The 16642-nt window shown below is 36.1% G+C and carries 12 protein-coding genes, 1 tRNA gene and 1 pseudogene; 13 read left to right on the top strand and 1 reads right to left on the bottom strand.

Annotated elements, in window-relative coordinates; all coding sequences use genetic code 11:
* Nucleotide 1 precedes the first annotated feature (1 nt).
* From bshB1 to PGOND44_RS11535, 10 genes and pseudogenes are all read left to right on the top strand, one after another.
* The gene (gene bshB1, locus PGOND44_RS11490) at nt 2-718 is read left to right on the top strand and encodes a bacillithiol biosynthesis deacetylase BshB1 (RefSeq protein ID WP_003442182.1); all 717 of its coding nucleotides are present in this window, start codon (nt 2-4) and stop codon (nt 716-718) included.
* 121 nt (nt 719-839) lie between these two features.
* Nucleotides 840-929 (top strand): annotated as a pseudogene (locus PGOND44_RS16135) (transposase-like zinc-binding domain-containing protein); the annotation flags it as partial.
* Nucleotides 930-950: 21 nt separating this feature from the next.
* Complete coding sequence (locus tag PGOND44_RS11495) at nt 951-1253, top strand: terminase gpP N-terminus-related DNA-binding protein (protein ID WP_162138435.1); 303 nt, start codon at nt 951-953, stop codon at nt 1251-1253.
* A gap of 113 nt (nt 1254-1366) precedes the next feature.
* The gene (locus PGOND44_RS11500; RefSeq protein WP_003442188.1) at nt 1367-2584 is read left to right on the top strand and encodes a hypothetical protein; all 1218 of its coding nucleotides are present in this window, start codon (nt 1367-1369) and stop codon (nt 2582-2584) included.
* A 2-nt stretch (nt 2585-2586) separates the two neighbouring features.
* Nucleotides 2587-2859 carry a DUF4212 domain-containing protein gene (locus PGOND44_RS11505; RefSeq protein ID WP_003442191.1) on the top strand — a complete coding sequence of 91 codons (273 nt, stop codon included), beginning with the start codon at nt 2587-2589 and terminating at the stop codon, nt 2857-2859.
* A gap of 7 nt (nt 2860-2866) precedes the next feature.
* The gene (locus tag PGOND44_RS11510; protein WP_003442194.1) at nt 2867-4654 is read left to right on the top strand and encodes a sodium:solute symporter family protein; all 1788 of its coding nucleotides are present in this window, start codon (nt 2867-2869) and stop codon (nt 4652-4654) included.
* Nucleotides 4655-4932: 278 nt separating this feature from the next.
* Nucleotides 4933-7629: a sensor histidine kinase gene (locus PGOND44_RS11520; protein WP_003442200.1), complete on the top strand. Its 2697-nt coding sequence runs from the start codon at nt 4933-4935 to the stop codon at nt 7627-7629.
* Nucleotides 7626-8000 carry a response regulator transcription factor gene (locus PGOND44_RS11525; protein WP_003442204.1) on the top strand — a complete coding sequence of 125 codons (375 nt, stop codon included), beginning with the start codon at nt 7626-7628 and terminating at the stop codon, nt 7998-8000. The genes PGOND44_RS11520 and PGOND44_RS11525 overlap by 4 nt, the downstream gene beginning before the upstream one ends.
* Before the next feature lie 11 nt (nt 8001-8011).
* Entirely contained in the window at nt 8012-11872 is a 3861-nt protein-coding gene (gene acs / locus PGOND44_RS15360; protein WP_003442207.1) for an acetate--CoA ligase, read from the top strand.
* Between the two features lie 167 nt (nt 11873-12039).
* Nucleotides 12040-12115, top strand: a tRNA-His gene (locus PGOND44_RS11535).
* Between the two features lie 63 nt (nt 12116-12178).
* Here PGOND44_RS11535 and PGOND44_RS11540 read toward each other — a convergent pair.
* Nucleotides 12179-13516, bottom strand: a complete 1338-nt coding sequence (locus PGOND44_RS11540; protein ID WP_003442210.1) for a M28 family metallopeptidase — start codon at nt 13514-13516, stop codon at nt 12179-12181.
* A gap of 99 nt (nt 13517-13615) precedes the next feature.
* Between PGOND44_RS11540 and pheT the strand changes: the two genes are divergently transcribed.
* The 3 genes from pheT to PGOND44_RS15910 all read left to right on the top strand — a co-directional run bounded on the left by pheT (nt 13616) and on the right by PGOND44_RS15910 (nt 16557).
* Nucleotides 13616-16042: a phenylalanine--tRNA ligase subunit beta gene (pheT, locus tag PGOND44_RS11545; RefSeq protein ID WP_003442213.1), complete on the top strand. Its 2427-nt coding sequence runs from the start codon at nt 13616-13618 to the stop codon at nt 16040-16042.
* Nucleotides 16043-16120: 78 nt separating this feature from the next.
* On the top strand, nt 16121-16327 hold the full coding sequence (locus PGOND44_RS15905) for a hotdog family protein (RefSeq protein WP_236611993.1): 207 nt from the start codon (nt 16121-16123) through the stop codon (nt 16325-16327).
* 32 nt (nt 16328-16359) lie between these two features.
* Nucleotides 16360-16557 (top strand): PaaI family thioesterase, encoded by a 198-nt coding sequence (locus PGOND44_RS15910; RefSeq protein ID WP_236611994.1) that lies wholly within the window; start codon nt 16360-16362, stop codon nt 16555-16557.
* Nucleotides 16558-16642: the final 85 nt, after the last annotated feature.

Below are 16642 nucleotides of genomic sequence, written 5' to 3' on the forward strand. Positions count from 1 at the left end.
TATGAAATTAGATATATTAGCGATAGGAGCACACCCAGATGATGTAGAATTGAGCTGCTCTGGAACCTTAGCCAAAGAAGTTGACAAAGGGAAAAAAGTTGGGATATTAGACCTTACTCGCGGCGAGCTTGGAACACGTGGGACTGCAGAAACGCGGGACCAAGAAGCTAAAAATGCTGCTGAAATTCTTGGAGTAAGAGTAAGGAAAAATCTAGAATTCAGTGATGGTTTTTTTTCAAATAATACGGCTCACCAATTAGAAATCATCAAAATCTTACGCAAGTACAGACCTGACGTAGTCCTGTGTAATGCAATACACGATAGACATATAGATCATGGAAAAGGAAGTAGGCTTGTGAGTGATGCCTGTTTTTTAAGTGGCTTAAAAAAGATTGAAACGATTTATGAAGGTAATTCTCAAAAGGAATGGAGGCCAAAACATATTTATCACTACATACAGTGGTACGATATAGAACCAGATTTTGTTGTAGATATTTCTGGTTTTATGGAGAAGAAGTTAGAGAGTGTAAAAGCTTATAAAACCCAATTTTTTGATCAAGGGAGTAAGGAGCCAAACACTCCAATTTCAAGCTCCAATTTTATTGACAGTGTTACTTACAGAGCTAGGAATTTAGGTCGAATTATAGGGACTGAACATGGCGAAGGCTTCACTGTTGAACGCTATCCAGCAGTTGATTCAATTTTAGATCTTATTTAGAAATTTTAAACCAAAAACGTATCACCCAAAAGTCGATAAATTGACTTTTGGGTTTTTTATTTATGGTCAATTTCATTAAAATATATTGCTAATTTGATATATTTATGCAAAATTAATATATATGAATTTTTGTCCTCAATGTCAATCTGATAGAATAGTGAAAAGTGGTATCGTGAACGACCGTCAGCGTTATAAATGTAAATCATGTAATTACTTTTTCACTGTTAATAAATTGGGAAAAAAAATTGATCAGTATTATGTTACTAAAGCGCTTCAGCTATATTTAGAAGGGCTCACTTATCGTGAAATTGAACGTATTTTAGGAATTTCTCATGTGAGTGTGATGAATTGGGTAAAGAAGTATAATATTCAAAAAGTTCAAAATTTAGATTTTCATCCCACCTACAAAATTTTAAGTCAAAACGAACTTGGAAATTACTTTTCTCTACCAGAGAACACAAAAGGATCTGGTATGATTGTCACAGAACTTGGAGATAAATTCATGGTTATTAAATGGGAACGATTTAAAGAATAGCTATACCAGTTACCAAAAATATATATTTAATTTTAATTAACAGATTTATTATTTCAAGTTCGTGTCAAGTTATTAGCAATAAAAAGTTTAAAAAATTAAAAACTTGACACATAATGAGATATTATATTACACTCTTTGTATTGTTTGCACTTGTTTTTAGTAAGAGTGGGTTTTCTCAAGGGTCACCTTATTATAAGGGAGGATTCAAAATTAAGTTTGACGATAGCGATGATAAGTACGTTAGAATTTTAACTTGGGTTCAAACGCAAGCTAACTTTTCAGACTCTCGTTCAGACGACCAAGCCGATGTTTCTTTTCAATTAAGACGTGCACGATTACTTGTTTATGGTCAAATAACAAAAGACTTCCTAATTCTAACTCATATTGGTATTAATAGCCTGAATGCTTCAAATATGGATCCTTTGGGAGCCGATGGCGCTCCTCAAGTCTTTATGCATGATGCTTGGGCACAATACGATGTTTCAGATCAGATCGTAGTTGGTGGGGGACTTCATTATTGGAATGGTTTGTCGAGATTGAATTCTCAAGGAACTTTAAATTTGATGACATTAGATAATAATAGATCGTCTTGGGCTACTTTAGGACTTGTTGACCAGTTTGCCAGGCATGTTGGTGTATTTGCTAAAGGTAATTTTGGAAAACTTCAATATAACGTAGCAATTAATGAAGCAATTGTGAATGGTCTAGACACCAATCCTTTATCTAATACTAATGCGGTCTACCGAGGTGCCAATATTCTGGGAACTGCTGAAGCTGGAAAAACGTACACAGGTTATTTTGCATATAATTTCCTTAATCTGGAATCCAACTTCCTTCCATATAAAGTAGGGACTTACTTAGGTACTGAGCGAATCTTTAATGTAGGTGCTGGGTTTTACCATCATCCAAATGGAGCGGTCATAATTAAAGAAAATCAAGCTGTTGGTGAGAATGTGAATCTTTTTGCTGCAGATTTATTTTATGATGCTCCAATAGGAGAACAAGGGGCTTCTTTAACAAGTTACGCCGTTTTTCAATCTAATGATTATGGGACAAATTATTTATTAGGACCCTATTCTTCTGGTGAGATGCTTTACGGACACTTTGGGTATCTTCTTTCAAGTACAAATTCTACAACTCGTTTTCAACCCTACGTTTCCTATAACTATACTTTTATAGATGCTTCAGATCAGGATAGAACTATTTTAGGATTGGGGATAAACGCCTTTCTGAATGGTCATAATTCAAAATTAACTTTAGAGTACAAATCAGAGTCATTCGGAAATATAAACCAGAACACCCTTAGCCTTCAGGCTATGATATACTTATAACTATGGATAAACAAACTGACAACAAACAGAAACACGCCTCCGCTTATTGGAAAGAAAACCTCAAATATCTTGCTATACTACTCCCCATTTGGTTTTTAGTATCCTATGGAGCAGGTATAATTTTTAAAGACTGGCTAGACCAATTTCAGATAGGAGGCTTCAATGTTGGCTTTTGGTTCGCACAACAAGGTTCTATCTACGTATTCATCATATTAATTTTTGTATACGTGAGGTTAATGAACAAATTAGATAAAAAATACGGATACGATAAATAAATAAACTATGGATTCTCAATCACTTACTTATATTTTTGTTGGCGTTTCATTTGCTCTATACATTGGAATTGCGATTTGGAGCAGAGCTGGTTCAACTAAAGAGTTTTATGTTGCCGGCGGAGGTGTTTCGCCATTAGCAAATGGCATGGCTACTGCTGCAGATTGGATGTCTGCGGCATCTTTCATATCGATGGCTGGTATTATCTCATTCATGGGGTACGATGGATCAGTATTTTTGATGGGCTGGACCGGTGGCTTTGTTTTATTAGCACTATTGCTAGCTCCTTACTTGAGAAAATTTGGAAAATTCACAGTTCCCGATTTTATAGGAGATCGTTACTATTCAAAAACAGCTCGATCTGTTGCTGTTATTTGTGCACTAATTGTTTCTTTTACCTATATCGCTGGTCAAATGCGAGGGGTAGGGGTTGTCTTTTCAAGATTTTTGGAAGTAGAAATTGAAACAGGAGTTATCATTGGGATGATTATAGTCCTTTTTTATGCGGTATTAGGTGGGATGAAAGGTATTACTTACACCCAAGTTGCTCAATATTGTGTTTTAATTTTTGCTTTTTTGGTTCCTGCAATTTTCATATCCTTTCAAGCGACAGGAAACCCTATTCCAATGTTTGGGATGGGAGATACGCTTGCTAGTCAACCAGACACTTACATGCTAGACAAGCTAGATGGCTTAAGTCAGGAGCTTGGTTTTAGCGCTTATACTGAAGGTTCTAAAGATTTAATAGATGTTTTTGCGATTACTCTTGCCTTAATGGTAGGTACTGCTGGTTTACCACATGTTATCGTAAGGTTCTTCACGGTTAAACGGGTTAAAGATGCAAGAAAATCTGCAGGATATGCATTGCTGTTTATTGGTATTTTATACATTACAGCCCCTGCTGTTTCTTCTTTTGGAAAACTCAATCTACTAGAAACAGTAAACGAAAAAGAGTATGCCGAAATGCCAAAATGGTTTACGACTTGGGAAAATTTGGGTTTACTCGCTTGGATAGATAAGGATTCCGATGGTAAAATTCAATATTTAGGGGCTGCTAAAGAGGGTGGTGAAGCCTTAACGGGAATTCCGATATTTTCAGAAAACGAAAGGGGCAAAAGTGGAGAACGTTTAGTTGAAAATCCTTCAGAAAACAAAAATGAGCTTTATGTAGATCGTGATATAATGGTTTTAGCTAATCCGGAAATAGCGGATTTACCTAACTGGGTTATTGCTCTAGTTGCTGCTGGTTGTTTGGCTGCTGCATTATCTACTGCTGCTGGACTTCTACTGGTTATCTCCTCTTCTGTTTCTCATGATCTCATCAAGAAAATGATTAAACCAGACATTTCTGATAAAGGAGAATTAGTTGCTGCACGTTTAGCAGCGGTAGCGGCTGTGGTTGTGGCAGGTTACTTTGGCATAAATCCACCCGGGTTCGTGGCAGCGGTTGTTGCTCTGGCCTTTGGTTTGGCAGCAGCCTCTTTTTTTCCAGCGATAATTTTGGGTATATTTTATAAGCGAATGAATAAAGAGGGTGCAATAGCAGGTATGGTAGTAGGGATATGCCTGATGTTATTTTATATGTTGAAATTCAAATTTGACTTTTTTGGAGGAGGTACCCCAGAAGATTGGTGGTTTGGTATTTCTCCAGAGGGCTTTGGATCTGTTGCTATGTTCGTTAACTTCTTTGTTTCGATAGTGATAAGTAAGTTTACACCAGAACCTCCACTTGAAGTTCAAGAAATGGTTGAAAGTGTAAGAATACCAAGTGGAGTAGGAGAAGCTTCAGATCATTAGGTTTTAGATTAATTCTCAAGAGAAAGTTAATACAAGCTCATTCTCTTGAGAATTTTATTTAAATTAAGTCGCAATTCAGAGTTAATGAAAAAGAGACATCAACAAAAACTTATTTTTTTAAGCTTGAGTTTAATCTTGCTTATTAATATACCGTTTGTCTTCGCTTACAATTCTGATGTTTCGGTTTTGGGATTTCCCTTATTCTACTTTTTCATTTTTGTAATTTGGTTGATAAGTGTTGTCATCTCATTTTCAATCCTTAAAAAATATTCAGATTAATGAGTAAAACTGCACTCATAGCTCTCATATTTGTTTATTTGGGAATTTTGTTTCTCATTGCTTTTTTTGCTGAAAAAAATAAAGGGTCAAAATTAGTTTCACATCCAGCTATTTACGGACTTTCACTTGCGGTTTATTGTTCTGCTTGGACTTATTATGGTAGCGTTGGGATGGCTGCAACGTCTGGAATAGAATTTCTTACCATATACCTTGGTCCAGTGATAGCCGCCCCATTATGGGTTATAGTACTCAAGAAAATTATTTTACTATCCAAAGCTTATAATATCTCTAGTATTGCAGATTTTATATCTCTAAGATATGGAAATAGCCGGTCACTGGGTGCTCTGGTGACTTTAGTTTGTCTTGCTAGCATCATTCCTTATATTTCTTTACAGCTCAAAGCAATTTCTGAAACTTTTGAAATTGTTTCTACCTCGACGATAGGAATTGAAGGGACCTCTGTTATCACAGATTCCACTTTTTATATCGCTCTCATTTTAGCAGTTTTTGCTTCATTTTTTGGGACTTTATCTCTAGATGCTTCCAAAAACCGAACAGGAGTCATGTTTTCTGTCGCTGCTGAATCTATTTTGAAACTTACATTTTTCGTAATCGTTGGTGTTTATGTCACTTTCTATGTTTTTGATGGGACGACAGACCTTTATGAACAAGCTAATTTGGATTTAAACTTGAATAAGCTTAGCACCATAAATGGTTTAAACGGAGGTATAAACTGGTACTTTAGTATCGCACTTTCCTTTTTAGCAATTTTTCTATTGCCAAGACAGTTTCAGACTTCAGTGGTAGAATTCAACAACCGCAAGCAACTTAAAACGGCCATTTGGTTGTTTCCTTTATACTTATTGCTTTTCAATGTTTTTGTTATTTTTATAGCTTGGGGTGGTTTGTTGATTCTAGGAAATGAATCTAATGCAGATTATTTTACGCTTCTTATTCCCTTGCATTTTGGCGATAAATGGCTTGCTGTTTTAGTCTTCTTAGGGGGTCTTTCTGCAGTCATATCAATGGTAGTGGTTTCTACAGTTGCTTTGTCTACGATGTTGAGTAATAACCTCATTATACCCTATGGTTTTTTAAAAAAGCTAACCAATAATAAGTCCTTGAACAATGAGAAAACCATAAAAAACATAAGACGGCTTTGTATTTTTAGCTCAATAATTCTTGCTTATTTACTCTATTCAATGTTCAATCCACAGGTTTCTTTATTTTCGATTGGGCTCATTTCATTTTTAACTATAGCCCAGCTAGCTCCAAGTTTTTTTATAGGAATGTTTTGGAATAGGGGCTCTGCTTTAGGGTCCAAAGTTGGAATCTTACTTGGAATGAGTGTCATAGTTTTTACCTATTTGCTGCCTTTTTTTACTGAAAATGTTTTGAATAATAATAAATTTGTAGAAGAGGGATTGTTCGGTATAGGAGTTTTAAAGCCTTACGCTCTTTTCGAAATCGAATTACTGAATCCTGTAAATCACGCTTTATACTGGAGTTTACTTCTGAATACTGGAGCTTATCTAGTGTTGTCCGTCATTAGAAAAGGTAATTATAGAGAACGCAATTACGGAGAGATGTTCGTAAATAGTGAAAAAGTCATTCAACTTAAAGAGAATGCTTTTGTTTGGAAAGGGGAAGCCTACGTGGAGGATATTCAGAATATTTTAATTCGCTTTCTTGGGCAAGAAAAAGCTGATAAGGCCTTAAAGGTTTTTAGAAAGAGATACCAGGTAAATCCAGAAGAAAAGTTGGCAGATGCAAGATTTATAAACTTTTCAGAACGTCTACTCACCGGAGCAGTAGGTAGTGCTTCAGCGAAAATATTGATTTCTAATGTGGCAAAAGAAAAGCCAGTCTCTTTGGTCGAAGTGCTTAAAATACTTGAAGAAAATAGAGAAACCATTTCTGTAAATAAATCTCTGGAAGAACAATCTCAAAAATTGATAAAGCTAACTTCAGATTTAAAATTGGCCAATGAAGAACTTAAAATTCAAGATCAATTGAAGGATGACTTTTTAGATACGGTTGCACATGAGCTTAAAACACCAATTACGTCTATAAAAGCCAGCTCAGAAGTTCTATCAGAAGACGATGACATGCCGCTGGAGCTTCAGCAAAGATTTTTGGGTAATATCATTCAAGATACAGAGCGTTTAAATGTGCTGATTAATGATATTTTAGATTTAGAAAAAATGGCTTCAGGTAGAGATATGTTAACCTTAAAATCCCATCGTCTCGACGAATGCGTTCAAGAGGCTATACATGGAATAAGTAGTATTGCTCAAAAGGAGAATATCGATGTCAGATTTCAACCTGTTTCAAATGTAGTATTGGAATTCGACTACAGTAAAATTTTGCAAGTCTTTACTAATTTGCTTTCTAATGCTTTAAAATTTGTCCCTGATAAGAAGGGACTTATTGAAGTTTTTCTAGAGCACAATTCAGAAGAAATAGTGTGTACAATAAAAGACAATGGGAAAGGAATTCCAGAAGAGGATATACACTTAATTTTTAAGAAGTTTTATCAGTCTAAGAATCAAACTTTCAAAAAGCCAACAGGAAGTGGTTTTGGACTAGCCATATGCCAGCAAATTGTGGAGATGCATGGAGGAGAGATTTATGCAAATCCAAAACTAAAAATCGGTGCGGAAATTATAATAAAATTGCCAAAATTCAAGTCATGAAAAAGATACTACTAGTAGATGACGAACCCAACATCATTATGGCGTTGGAGTATACTTTGAGAAAGAATAACTATGATATCTTCATCGCAAGAGATGGAGAAGAAGCCATTGTGCTTTCAGAGAAGCTACAACCCGACCTGGTTATTCTGGATATCATGATGCCAAAGGTGGATGGTTATGAAGTTTTAGATTATTTGAGAGAACACGAAACACTAAGACATACAACTCAAACTATTATTATAAGTGCTAAACAAAAAGAAAGCGATGTCCAGAAGGCTTTAAGTCTTGGAGCAAAAGAATATATCAAAAAGCCATTTTCAATGAAAAAGCTTTTGAGTACTGTAACTGATTTATTAACACCAAACCATTAAAATATAGCATTATGACTTATAAAGAAGTATATCTAAAAAGCATTGAACATCCAGAAGAATTTTGGTTGGAAGAGTCCAAAAAAATAAAGTGGTTCAAAGCTCCAACTAAAGCTCTTGAGCAGACTTCAGAAGGGATTTACAATTGGTTTCCAGATGGAGAGACCAACCTGAGTTATTTGTGTCTAGACCAGCACGTTCAAGATGGATTTGGTGATGAGATCGCTCTTATATACGATTCTGCTGTAAGGCAAAAGCAAGTCAAGCATACCTACAATGAAGTTTTAGAAAAAGTATCTAAACTTGCCGGTGGACTAAGAGAATTGGGAGTAGAAAAGGGAGACCGGGTCATCATTTATATGCCTATGATTTCTCACTCATTATTCAGTATGCTCGCATGTGCTAGGATAGGCGCTATACACTCCGTAGTTTTCGGAGGTTTTGCTCCAGATGAATTGGCGATGAGAATAGATGATGCAAAACCTAAACTTATTATTACAGCCACTTCAGGTATAGAAGTCGATAGACTTATTGCCTACAAGCCTATGGTAGATGAGGCAATTGAAAAGGCAAAGCACAAAGTTGAAAAAGTAATCGTCTTCAATAGGAAACTTGGAGTAGAATTTGAGGAAAAATCTTATGATATAGATTACTTAGAATTAATGGAAAAGGCTAAACCAGTAAAGGCTGTAGCTTTAAAGTCTCAAGATCCATCCTATATTCTATATACATCTGGAACGACTGGTTCACCAAAAGGAGTGGTAAGAGACACTGGTGGCTATGCTGTTGGCCTTAAATTTTCAATGGAAAATATTTATGGCACCAAACCAGGTGATACCTTCTGGGCCGCTTCGGATGTAGGTTGGGTAGTAGGGCATAGTTATATAGTCTACGCTCCAATGATTCATAGAAATACGACTATAATTTATGAGGGTAAACCGGTTAAAACTCCAGATGCTGGCGCTTTTTGGAGAGTGATAGAAGATCACAAAGTGAATGTAATGTTTACAGCACCTACTGCGTTTAGAGCTATTAAAAAGGAAGATCCAAAGGGTGAATTTATAAAAAAATATGATATCTCTTCTCTGAAATATCAATTTTTGGCAGGAGAGCGATGTGATGAAACCACTTTGAAATGGGCACAGAATCATCTAAAAGTTCCTGTAATTGACCATTGGTGGCAAACAGAGTCGGGATGGCCTATTGTTGCCAATCTTATGGGATTAGATGCTTTACCAATTAAGCCAGGTTCTACAGGGAAGCCTGTTCCAGGATATGATCTTGAAATACTTTCTGAAGAAGGCGAGGTCTTACCAGCTAATACGGAAGGTTACATTTGTTCTAAACTACCGCTGCCTCCTGGGTTTATGCAAACGCTTTGGAATAACCATGAGCGTTTTAAAAATGGATACTTGAGTAAGTTTCCTGGTTATTATTTTTCTGGGGACGGTGGTTTCATAGACGAAGAAGGTTACGTATTTATAACCGGAAGAATTGATGATGTTATCAATGTTTCTGGTCATCGTTTTTCTACTGCGGCTCTAGAGGAAGTGGTATCCCAACACCCCTCTGTTGCTGAATGTGCCGTAGTTGGACTACAAGATGCGCTCAAAGGTGAAATCCCTTTAGCTATTGTCGTTCCAAGACTGGGTGAGGAGAATTATGAATCCTATAAGATGCAAACTGAAATCATTCAACTGGTAAGGGATAAAATCGGCCCTATTGCGGCATTAAAAAATGTAGTTATCGTTAAACGACTTCCCAAAACAAGAAGTGGTAAAACTTTAAGAAGGACGCTTAAAAAACTAGTGGCTGGAGATCCCTACAACCTGCCATCTACTATTGAAGACCCGATGGTAATAAGTGAGATCATAGAGATTTTTGATCAACAAAAAATTGGTGCATTTAGTTCTAATAAAAATCAAGTCACACAATCTCTAAAAGCACTTACCAAAAGTTATTATACTATTGATTCTTTAGCAAAATACATTGATGTCTATAGGATTTCTCAAAATGATCCAGAGAATTTTTGGAATACCATTGCAGAAAGAAACTTTGTATGGAGAAAAAAATGGGATTCTGTCTTAAAATGGAATCCTGAAAAAGCGGAGGTAAGTTGGTTTGAAGGAGCTCAACTCAATATTACTGAAAATGCTATCGATAGACATTTAAAAACTAGGGGAAACAAAACGGCGATCATTTGGGAACCCAACAATCCAGACGAAGAAGCACTGCACATCACTTATAATGAGCTGTCTAAGCGCGTCAATAAAATGGCGAATGTGTTGAAAAGAAATGGTGTCCAAAAAGGAGATCGCGTTTGTATTTATTTACCCATGATTCCTGAGTTGGCTATTTCAACCCTGGCCTGTGCTAGGATAGGAGCAGTTCACTCTGTCGTATTTGCAGGATTTTCAGCATCTGCACTCTCTTCAAGAATTAACGATTCAGATTGTAAGATGGTCATCACTTCCGATGGGTCATACCGCGGTTCTAAAACTATTGATTTAAAAGGTATTGTAAATGAAGCTTTGGAAAGCACGCCTTCTGTAGAATGTGTTTTGGTCGCTAAGCGTACATTTTCCAAAATCGAGATGAAAGAAAATCGAGACGTCTGGCTTCATGAAGAATTGAAAAAAGTAGATGATAAATGTGAAGCAGAAGTGATGGATGCTGAAGATATGCTTTTCATACTTTATACCTCTGGTTCTACAGGAACTCCAAAAGGGATGGTCCATACGACAGCTGGATATATGGTATATACTGCGTTTTCATTTAAAAATGTTTTCCAATACAAAGAAAATGATGTGTACTGGTGTACGGCAGATATAGGGTGGATTACTGGCCATTCTTATATTGTTTATGGTCCACTTCTCAATGGAGCAACAACCTTAATGTTTGAAGGTGTTCCTTCTTATCCAGATTACGGAAGATTCTGGGATATTGTAGATAAATATAAGGTTAACCAATTTTACACGGCTCCTACAGCAATAAGAGCATTGGCTAAACAGGACATTAAGTTTGTTAATCAATACGATTTATCATCCCTTAAAGTTTTAGGAAGTGTAGGAGAGCCTATTAATGAAGAAGCTTGGAATTGGTACAATGAAAATATTGGCAAAAAGAAATGCCCCATTGTAGATACGTGGTGGCAAACTGAAACAGGAGGTATCATGATCTCTCCAATTCCTTTTGTAACTCCCACCAAGCCTACTTATGCCACACTTCCTCTACCAGGTATACAGCCCTCTTTAATGGATGAAAAAGGAAATGAAATTGAAGGTAATAGCATATCTGGAAGACTATGCATTAAGCATCCTTGGCCAAGTATGGCAAGAACTGTTTATGGAAATCATCAACGCTATATCGACACTTATTATTCAGCTTATGAAAATATTTATTTCACTGGAGATGGGGCCCTTAGAGATGAGGTGGGTTACTACCGTATAACAGGTAGAGTAGACGATGTTATCATTGTGTCTGGTCATAATTTGGGAACTGCACCAATAGAAGATGCTATCAATGAGCATCCAGCAGTTGCAGAGTCTGCCATTGTAGGATTTCCTCACCAAGTGAAAGGAAATGCTTTAGCTGGATTTATCATTTTGAAAAATGATGGAGAATCTAGAAATAGGGAAAATTTAAGTAAAGAAATTAATCAATTAATTTCAAGCAAAATAGGTCCTATAGCCAAGTTGGATCGTGTTCATTTTGTCTCTGGTTTACCTAAAACTCGAAGTGGAAAGATCATGAGAAGAATTATGAGAAAGGTATCTTCCAACGAAGCAGATCAAATAGGAGACGTTTCAACTTTGCTCGATCCTACCATTGTTGATGAAATAAAAGAAAAGGTAGCCCCTTTTTTAAATGAATAATGTGTTGAAATTTGGTTTAAGTTGATTTATTGAAATTTATAACCTATTCATTTAAAGGGAATTGATTTGGTGATAAACTTCATTTTTTTTATTTTTCTTGTTATTTATTGAAATCCTTTTGTAGAATGCAATATTATATTAAATTTGCAATGTCTTAAAAGACAACTGGTGGATGTAGCTCAGTTGGTTAGAGCACTGGTTTGTGGTATCAGGGGTCGTGGGTTCGAGCCCCATCTTCCACCCAAAAAAGTCCTATCGTTTTTGATAGGACTTTTTTATTTTAGACATTTTTATCTTTTTTTGTAGTTATCTCAGGATTTTTGAAGGAAAGACGACTACGCTTTCATGACCGTTTTTTCCAACCGCTGCTACTCCAAAGTAAAAATTATCGATAATAATTCCTTCTAGAGTCACTTCATTTACATTCTCGACATATCTAAAATGATCCCACGTTGGAGAAGTCGTGGATCTCCAGTAAATCTTATAGCCTTTAATATCTTTAGCCCCTTCTTGTTTCCATGCAAGTTTTACAGAAGGTTCTACAATACCACCAATCTCTACCTCTGTTGGGGCAGGAGGAGCCCATGCTAAACTAGCCATGGATATAGCGTTTACTGCCGTTAATTTTTTATGATAATCAAAATTGACATAGTCGATCACATCGCCGTATTCAATACCATCTTCTGTTCTGATATCTTGATGCTGACGATTATAATTTTCATGAGCTTCCATAATACGTATCCCGGGGAAGCCTAAATCATTAAAAGGTTTATGATGGCCTCCACGACCAAAACGGTCTAGCCTGTATACCATCATAGGATTCATTTCTGGCATATAGGTTTGCGTTGTTTTATGAACATACCTGGCCAGTTGTCTAGAACTCCCATCTACTTCTCCGCCATAAAAACGCTTCATTTGTCGCTCCCTATCTGTTTCAGTTGGATTGTAAGCTTCACTAAAGATCCTAAACGTACGGTTGTCGATAACTCCATCCAAACCTTCAATATTTCCTATCATATCGTTATTGAGAACTCCAATGATGTTCCACTGGTTTTCCTTAGCATATTTAGCCAAAAACTGCCCGCCATACAAACCTTGTTCTTCTCCACTCAAACCTACGTAAACAATACTATGGTCAAACTCATATTGACTAAGAACACGGGCAGCTTCCATAGCCCCGGCAATTCCTGTAGCATTATCGTTGGCTCCGGGAGCGTCTGTTTTAAAATCCTGAGTGTCTGAGGCTCTAGAATCTATATCACCACTCATAATAACGTATGAATTTGGATATTTCTTTCCTTTTTGAACAGCCACAACATTAACCACTTCTGCCGTTTTAGGAACTCGATTTCCCATTTCTGGCGTAACGGTTTCACTTTGATAAAAAACATTCAGGCAATCACCACAGTTTTTTGAAATACTTTCGAACTCGCCTTTGATCCATCGTCTAGCTGCGCCAATACCACGAGTATCGCTTTCTGTTTCACTAAAGGTATTTCGCGTTCCGAAATCAACTAGATTTTGAACCTTATATTCAAGTTTTTCAGCGGATAATTCATCCACAATGTCGTAAATCCTAGTATCTATCTGGCCGTAAAACAGACTTGTAAATCCTAGAAGGGCAATCGCTATAATTTTTTTCATAGTGTTTATTTTGAGGCTCAATTTACTATAATTTTAGAGGAATAAAAATTTTAAGAGCTACGGCGGTTTGTTATCTTTGTGCCTTTATAGATATAAAGTATGAAGATTTCTTACAATTGGTTAAAACAATTCATCAATACAAAATGGTCTGCAGAAGAGACTGAAGTTTTACTTACAGATTTAGGTCTTGAAGTAGAAGGCATTGAAGCTTTCGAATCTGTAAAAGGTGGACTAGAAGGTATCCTTGTAGGTCGTGTAGACTCTTGTGAACCCCATCCAAATGCCGACCGGCTGAAGTTAACTAAAGTCAATATTGGCACAGATAGCTTGCTCACTATTGTTTGTGGAGCTCCCAATGTTGCTGAAGGTCAATTAGTTCCTGTTGCAACCATTGGTACAACCTTATATGATGATAAAGGACAACCTTGGACTATCAAGAAAGGCAAGATAAGAGGAGAGGTGAGTGAAGGTATGATTTGTGCCGAGGACGAAATAGGTCTAGGTGGAAGTCACGATGGAATAATGGTTTTGGAAGATGCATTAGTACCTGGAACACCCTTAAATGAAATATTTTCAGTGGAAATCGATCAGGTTTTTGAAATTGGCTTAACACCCAATAGAGCAGACGCTATGTCTCACTGGGGAGTAGCAAGAGATTTAAGAGCTGGATTAATTCAAAATGAAATCAACCTACCAATCGATACCCCTTCTGTGAGTAGTTTTCATGTGGAAAACAGAAGTCACAGGGTATCTATAGAAGTGAAAAAACCCAAATTGGCCCCTAGATACTGTGGCGTTACCATTTCTGGTATTGAGGTAAAGGAATCACCAGACTGGTTAAAAAATAAACTAAAAGCGATAGGAATAAATCCAAAAAATACTATTGTGGATGCCACAAATTATGTGATGTATGAGCTAGGGCAACCTCTACATGCTTTTGATTTAGACAAAATTAAAGATCGTAAAATCCAAGTCAAAACTTTAAAGAGCGGGACCAAGTTTACCACTTTAGATGGAATAGAAAGAGAACTCCATGAAGACGATTTAATGATTTGTGATTCACAAAAACCACTTTGTATTGCTGGAGTTTTCGGAGGTTTAGAATCTGGAGTTACAAAAAATACGTCTAGCATATTTATAGAAAGTGCCTATTTTAATTCTGTAAGCATTCGTAAAACTGCCAAACGGCATGGTCTCAATACAGACGCTTCTTTTAGATACGAAAGAGGTATAGACCCTAATATTACAGAATTTGCTCTAAAAAGAGCGGTGTTGCTAATTCAAGAAATCTCAGGAGGTCTTGTGACTAGTGATGTAGATGATTTTTATCCTAAGAAGATTGAAGATTTTCAAGTGTTTCTCACTTTCGATAAAATAAATCATTTGATAGGACAGGAAATTGATTCTGGAGTCATTAAGACCATTCTCACTTCTTTGGACATCAAAATAAACAATGTTTCGGAAAGTGGATTGGGACTTACTATCCCAGCTTATAGAGTAGATGTACAAAGGGAAGTGGATGTTATTGAGGAGATTTTGAGAGTATATGGGTATAATAATATTGAATCCGATAGTAAGTTCAATGTTTCTGTTGCCAACTCATCTCCTTACGATGACTATAAAGTTCAAAATAAAATAGCAGATCAACTTGTGTCTCAAGGTTTCTATGAAACGATGGCAAATTCTTTGACGACCAAATCCTACGTAGATTTAATCGACGACCTAGAGGAGGAACACAATGTAGATATTCTTAACGCTTTGAGTACCGACCTTGGCGTTATGAGGCAAACTATGCTGTGTTCTGGTTTGGAATCTTTAAGCTACAATATCAATAGGAAAAGCACCGATTTAAAATTCTTTGAATTTGGTAAAACCTATCACAAATTCAATTTAGATTACGAGGAGCTTAAGCACTTGTCTTTATTTCTAACTGGTTTTAAATCTTCTAAGTCTTGGACCAGACCCCAAGAAACCAGTGGCTTTTTTGAACTCAAAGCAATTTTAGCAAGCATTTTTGAAAAACTTGGAATTACAGATCTTTCCTATCATTCAGTAAAATCTTCATTATTTTCAGAAGGTCTTATGGGTAAAATCAATACTAAAACCATTGTTGAATTTGGAAGAGTAAAACCTCATATTTTAAAGTCATTTGATATTGAACAAGAAGTTTTATATGCAGACGTTCACTGGGATGCTGTCTTAGAGGTAATTCAAAAGCATCAATTAAAAATAAAAGACATACCCAAGTATCCATCTACTCAAAGAGACTTTGCATTACTCTTAGATAAATCGATAAAATTTGATGATCTTAAAACATTGGCCTTTAAAACGGATAAGAATATTCTAAAGGATGTAGATTTATTTGATGTCTATGAAGGAGACAAGTTACCTGAAGAAAAAAAGAGCTACGCACTTAGGTTCAAATTTCTAGATGAAAAGAAAACACTCACCGACAAGCAGGTAGATAAAGTTATGAGTAAACTCCAAAATCGATTTGAAACTGAATTTGGTGCTAGTTTAAGGTAATTTGATTTTAAATGATATTCAAAATCCTTAATAGTCTTACATCGAGGCATTATTATTTTTAATGTAAATTAAATTGAAATGGATTTACAAGATGACTTTGTAGAGCGAATGATTGAAGAATTTGTCCTAATTCATAAATTCTTAGGTCTACAATTGTTGGAGATCAAGAAAGATGACGTCAAAGTAAGAGTTCCTTTTAGAGCTGAAGTGGTTGGAGACATAAGATCCAATCGGTGGTATGGAGGAATTATTACCACAATTATGGATTCAGTTGGAGGAGTGTAGGAAGAACTCATCTAAGCTCTTTAAAGGATAAGATGGCCACTATAGACATAAAAGTTGATTTTTTAAATCCTGCTCATGGCAAAGCTATAATAATAGAAGGAAAGACTTTAAGATTAAGATCTAGAATTTTTTTTGCTAACATGAAATGTTGGCTAGAAGAAGATCCTAATAAGGAGGTTTTAGCAGTGGGAAGAGGGGTCTATAATTTCATACGCTTACAACAAAGCTAATTCTTGATTGAATATATACTTAATACGTGTTAAAATTTAAAGATGCTATTGTTTGAACTTAACTTAGTTACTACTTTTATCATCA

It is taken from the genome of Psychroflexus gondwanensis ACAM 44 (genome assembly GCF_000355905.1).
Lineage (GTDB): Bacteria > Bacteroidota > Bacteroidia > Flavobacteriales > Flavobacteriaceae > Psychroflexus > Psychroflexus gondwanensis.

What these genes read in the sequence shown, in the direction of transcription:
- bshB1 (WP_003442182.1), top strand. Translation starts at nt 2, where the DNA reads ATGAAATTAGATATATTAGCGATAGGAGCACACCCAGATGATGTAGAA.
- PGOND44_RS11540 (WP_003442210.1), bottom strand. Translation starts at nt 13,516, where the DNA reads ATGAAAAAAATTATAGCGATTGCCCTTCTAGGATTTACAAGTCTGTTT.
- acs (WP_003442207.1), top strand. Translation starts at nt 8,012, where the DNA reads ATGACTTATAAAGAAGTATATCTAAAAAGCATTGAACATCCAGAAGAA.
- PGOND44_RS15905 (WP_236611993.1), top strand. Translation starts at nt 16,121, where the DNA reads ATGGATTTACAAGATGACTTTGTAGAGCGAATGATTGAAGAATTTGTC.
- PGOND44_RS11525 (WP_003442204.1), top strand. Translation starts at nt 7,626, where the DNA reads ATGAAAAAGATACTACTAGTAGATGACGAACCCAACATCATTATGGCG.
- PGOND44_RS11520 (WP_003442200.1), top strand. Translation starts at nt 4,933, where the DNA reads ATGAGTAAAACTGCACTCATAGCTCTCATATTTGTTTATTTGGGAATT.
- PGOND44_RS15910 (WP_236611994.1), top strand. Translation starts at nt 16,360, where the DNA reads ATGGCCACTATAGACATAAAAGTTGATTTTTTAAATCCTGCTCATGGC.
- PGOND44_RS11500 (WP_003442188.1), top strand. Translation starts at nt 1,367, where the DNA reads ATGAGATATTATATTACACTCTTTGTATTGTTTGCACTTGTTTTTAGT.
- pheT (WP_003442213.1), top strand. Translation starts at nt 13,616, where the DNA reads ATGAAGATTTCTTACAATTGGTTAAAACAATTCATCAATACAAAATGG.
- PGOND44_RS11510 (WP_003442194.1), top strand. Translation starts at nt 2,867, where the DNA reads ATGGATTCTCAATCACTTACTTATATTTTTGTTGGCGTTTCATTTGCT.
- PGOND44_RS11505 (WP_003442191.1), top strand. Translation starts at nt 2,587, where the DNA reads ATGGATAAACAAACTGACAACAAACAGAAACACGCCTCCGCTTATTGG.